The organism is Bacteroidota bacterium, from assembly GCA_034723125.1.
Taxonomy (GTDB): domain Bacteria; phylum Bacteroidota; class Bacteroidia; order CAILMK01; family JAAYUY01; genus JAYEOP01.
On sequence record JAYEOP010000089.1, the window covers coordinates 1 to 4,822 of the forward strand.

Genomic DNA, 4,822 nt, shown 5'->3' on the forward strand with positions numbered 1-4,822 from the left:
TTACACAAAGGATTTCAATTGTTTAATACTTTTTTGATACTATGTCAAATACTGTGGGTAATCAAATTTGATTCACAGATTACAAAAAGAGTAATTTTGTAATCTGTGAATCTGTGGCTTTAATATTTTTCCACCCACACAAATCAACATAGAACCACTTTTTTGTAAACATCAAGATTCCCCTCAGCCATTTTTTCTTTGGAAAAATGCTCAAGGGTTTTTCTTGCATTTGCTATAATTTTATTTTTTAGTGTTTCATCTTTAATTGCTAATTCTACAAGTTCAGAAAGTTCTTTTATGTTTTTCACTTGTGCAATTAAAGCGTTTTCCTTATGTTTTATTATTTCGCTTACACCACCTGCATTTGTTGCTACCACTGGAACTCCGCAAGCCATAGCATCAAGGATTGTTGTGCCTAAGCCTTCGGTTTTAGAAGTAAACAAAAACACATCAACCTCATGTAAAATTTCAGGAATATCATTTCTAAAACCTGTGAGAATAACATTTTTCGCAAGTCCTTTTTTGTTAATGTAACTCCTAATATCTTTTTCTAAAGGACCTTTACCAATTATAAAAAAAATTGCACTTATATTCTTTTTAAGCAAATCCTCTGCTGTATCAACAAAAGTAAAATAATCTTTATGGTCAGCAATTGCAGATGTGTTAGCAATTATTATTTCTTCGTTTTTCAAAGAATACTCATTCCTGAGTTTATTGGTATTTTGTTTAGCTTCAAATTTCTTCACATCAATTCCTGAATGAACAACCTCTAGTTTTGCTTTATCTTTAATTGCAGGTTCTAAAATATCTTTAACTGTTTTAGAGATGCATATATATTTTTTTATACAATCACAATTATATTTTTTCTTTGATAAAAATGAAGAATGAACAGGAAAATCTACTCTTCTGCTAACAATAACTTTTGGTAATTTCGTAAAAAGACTATTGATAAATAAAAAAGTATGAGCTTTGGAATCATGAACATGGATTATATCAATTTCATTTTTTATGCAAATAAAATTAATTATACTCCTGTTTTTAATGTTGTTTAAAAGTCCTGTTTTTAAAGAATAGAAGGGAATATCGTTGTTAATGCAATAGTTATTCATTGCATTTCCTTTGGCACAAAGAAACCACTGTTTGCAGGATTTATTTTTCAATTCCTCATACAAATAAGCTGCTTGTTGCTCACCACCTCTCCATTCTTTATGAAAAGAAATATGAAGAATTTTTAATTTTGCTTGCATCATTAGTAAACTTCTCGTAATTGTTTTTTTTAAGAAACAAAGATAATGAATAATCTAGAACTGCACTCATTACTTTTTAGAGCGGGCTCATTAATACTAATAATATCAGCACATTTTCTTTCTAAAAATTTCAAATAAAACGAAAAAGCATTAAAAAGTAATACTTTTTACATCCATTGTATAACCTCCAAAAATACCAAAACCATTTTCAATATTTCCATAAACCTGAACCGGCTCTGAAAATGGATTTTCACCTCTTTCGTAGTACAATGCTAAACTTCGTTTGTAAAGATAGGCTTCTCTGCTTAGCGAGTATAAAACTACAACGAATGTTTTGTTCGGTGTAAAATTCCAATCCTCTATATAAGCAGAAATCTCAATACTTTGTCCGCTAAAATATTTATCAGAAAAAATATATTCTTGTTCGGATTGAATTTCTATTGCAGGATTATCTGTTTCATCATTAATGTGATAATTTATATTTATTTCTTGATAACTAATTGTTGTGTCAGGGTAATTATAATAAGTATTTGTATCAATTGAAAAAATTGAAAGCATATAATAATTATCACCAGCTTTAGAATCATTGAACTTCACATTGATATGCCCTGTTAATTCACCCCAAGTGCCATGTTGACTCCAATAAGTAGAAGAATCTTTCACACTTTTAGTAAGTCCTGATATTTCAACCATTGTTGGTAAAGTACTTGTACTGCTTATATCCTTATATCCTTTTCGTGAAATTTCAACTTTGTATTTAGCCCCAAATTCAGCAGTATTATTTTGTAAAACATAAAATGTCTTTTTATTTGTTTCTGTAATTGTATTTATTAGTTGATTGTTTTTGTATAACTTAACTGTTGCATTTTTTAAATATTCAATCTCAGCATTATCAAGAACCGATAAACTTTTACTTAGCTGAAATTCCCAACTGCTATCCGGGGAAAACATACAATTTAGAACTAATTGAGGTGTTACCAAAGGAAAGTCATCAATATCCTCAGTTTTTTCACAAGAAAAAAAGAAAGCTGTTGTAACAAATATTAAAGCAAAATATATATTTTTCATATTTTCACAAAATTAAAATTTAAAAGAATAACTAACAGAAGGTAAAAACGGAAACAGACTTACACGCCTTAGTGCTTTGTTGCCTCTGCTATCGTATCCGAAATAATAATAAAATGGATTTTTTCTGTTGTAAGCATTATAAACTCCAAGAGTCCAGATGCTTTTCCCCCACTTCTTTTTTACTGTTCTTCTAAAAGAAATATCAAGGCGGTGGTAACTTGCCATTCTAAAACTATTTTTTTCATCAAAAGACTCAATTTCATCCATCCACCAATATTTGTTATTTTGCTGAAAAGGTAAATAACGCACAGTTGGCAATGTTACGGCATTTCCTGTTCCATACACCCATGTTGCAGAAAAGTCCCACAGCTCATCTATTTTTTGCATTAGTGCAATAGAAATGTCATGCCTTCTATCATATTTATAAGGAAAGATTTCTCCAAAATTTATATTTTCGAATTGTCTGTCTGTTTTAGACCATGTATAACCTATCCAGCCTTTTGTGTTTCCATACTTTTTTTGCAAAAAAACTTCAACACCGTACGACCATCCTTTTCCTGTTTCAATTTTCTTTTCCCAATCAGTTTCTGAACTAAGGAAAGTTGCACCATCCTTATATTCAATTAAGTCATCCATTTTTTTATAATAGCCTTCTACGGTAAATTGAATTTTCTTTTTTATTGTTTTAGCAATACCTACTGCTGTCTGATAAGATTTTTGAGGTTTAACATTTTCTGTTGAAGGAACCCAAAGGTCGGTTGGCAATCCAATTGTAGAATTTGTAAGTAAATGAACATATTGTTGCATTGATGCAAAAGAAGCTTTTGCTGACCAACCTCCGTCAAATAAATATCTCATTGCAAGTCTTGGTTGCAAGGAGTGATAATATTTTTTCTTTAATAAAAATCCTGAATAATGTAATCCGATATTAGCTTTTAGGTGGCTACTGATTTTATAATCATCTTCAATGTAAAGAGCTATTTCATTAGCATAAATTTCTTTTGCTCCTTCAAAGCTGTCAATATTTGTGGTTCCTGAATTTTGAATTTTATAAGTTGTAGCTCCCGGATGAAAAGTATGATAAATATTACTAAAACCAAATTTTATGTAATGGTCGGGGTTTGGTAAAAAATCAAAATCTATTTTCCCTGTAATATCGTTAATTCCTGAGAGGTAATCAATTGAATAAATATTGCTTAATGTTCCTGTGTCATTTATGACAATACTTTCTTTGTAGTTATTAACCTGAAAATTATATTTACTGTATGTCATTGTAACATTTCCAAATAACTTTTCATTAAACTGATGATTCCATCTTAAAGCAGATGTGAGGTTTCCCCATTTAAGTCCTGAATTTGCTTGCTCTTTATAAATCACACCATCATAAAGATATTGATAAGGTTTTGTATTGCTGTAAAATTTGTCATCTCCCATGTAAAGGCTCAAATACAATCTGTTTTTGTCGTTAAATTTATGATTAACTTTTGCATTCAGGTCATAAAAATAATATCCCTGAGTAGTGTATTCATCACCATTTATCAATCTTATCATTGGCTGAGCAATAATGTCCATGTAGGTTCTTCTTGCAGAAACGATAAAAGATGTCTTGTCTTTAATTATAGGTCCTTCAACTGTAAGCTTTGAAGCAATTATCCCAAGAGAACCTTCTGCATGGAACTTTTTCATATTTCCATCTTTCATCCTAATGTCAAGTACTGAAGAAAGTCTGCCACCGTAACGGGCAGGAAAACCGCCTTTAATTAATTCAACATTTTTAATTGCATCAGCATTAAAAACAGAGAAAAAGCCAAATAAGTGAGATGCGTTATAAACAGGTGTTCCGTCTAACAAAATAAGATTTTGATCAGGACCACCACCACGAACATAAATTCCACTTGCCCCCTCGGTTCCCGATTGAACCCCCGGTAGTAGTTGAATTGTTTTTAAAACATCAACTTCTCCCAATAATGCAGGTAACTCTTTTATTTGCTCAACAGGTAGTTTTATAGTACTCATTTTTGTTGATTCTTCAATTCTTTCACTTTGTGTGGCACTTATTTCCACTTCTTCCAAAACAATTGAAGGTTTTAAACTAATTTTTATTTGTTTGTTTCTTTTGAGATCAACTTTTATAATTTGTGATGAATAACCAACATAGCTAAAAACAAGAGAAAAAGTATCGGCAGGCAAAGTAAGACTGAAAAATCCATAAACATTTGTTGATGTTCCAACTAATCTGATTGGGTCAAAAATATTAGCACCTATTAGCAACTCGCCTGTTTCCGAGTCACTTATGTATCCGTTTATTGTATATTTTTGAGCAAATATTGAATTATAACTCAATAATAAAACCGAAAGAAACAGTAAAATTTTAATTTTCATAAATTATAAAATAATTATATTTTATTAATTTTTTTATTAGGAATAACTGTTATTTCACACAAATATTATTCCATCAAAATAAGAATAAAAATTAGAGACATATAATAGTGTAAAATGGTTGCGTG

The 4,822-nt window shown here is 30.2% G+C and carries 3 protein-coding genes; all 3 read right to left on the minus strand.

Annotation, left to right across the window (positions count from 1 at the left end; all coding sequences use genetic code 11):
* Window positions 1-143 precede the first annotated feature (143 nt).
* The 3 genes from U9R42_02725 to U9R42_02735 all read right to left on the minus strand — a co-directional run bounded on the left by U9R42_02725 (window position 144) and on the right by U9R42_02735 (window position 4,697).
* Entirely contained in the window at window positions 144-1,250 is a 1,107-nt protein-coding gene (locus U9R42_02725) for a glycosyltransferase family 4 protein (protein ID MEA3494929.1), read from the minus strand.
* 147 nt (window positions 1,251-1,397) lie between these two features.
* Window positions 1,398-2,315 (minus strand): DUF4249 domain-containing protein, encoded by a 918-nt coding sequence (locus U9R42_02730; GenBank protein MEA3494930.1) that lies wholly within the window; start codon window positions 2,313-2,315, stop codon window positions 1,398-1,400.
* A 12-nt stretch (window positions 2,316-2,327) separates the two neighbouring features.
* Window positions 2,328-4,697, minus strand: coding sequence for a TonB-dependent receptor (locus U9R42_02735; protein MEA3494931.1), 2,370 nt, complete (start codon window positions 4,695-4,697; stop codon window positions 2,328-2,330).
* Between the last annotated feature and the right edge of the window lie 125 nt (window positions 4,698-4,822).

What these genes read in the sequence shown, in the direction of transcription:
- U9R42_02725 (MEA3494929.1), bottom strand. Translation starts at nt 1,250, where the DNA reads ATGATGCAAGCAAAATTAAAAATTCTTCATATTTCTTTTCATAAAGAA.
- U9R42_02730 (MEA3494930.1), bottom strand. Translation starts at nt 2,315, where the DNA reads ATGAAAAATATATATTTTGCTTTAATATTTGTTACAACAGCTTTCTTT.
- U9R42_02735 (MEA3494931.1), bottom strand. Translation starts at nt 4,697, where the DNA reads ATGAAAATTAAAATTTTACTGTTTCTTTCGGTTTTATTATTGAGTTAT.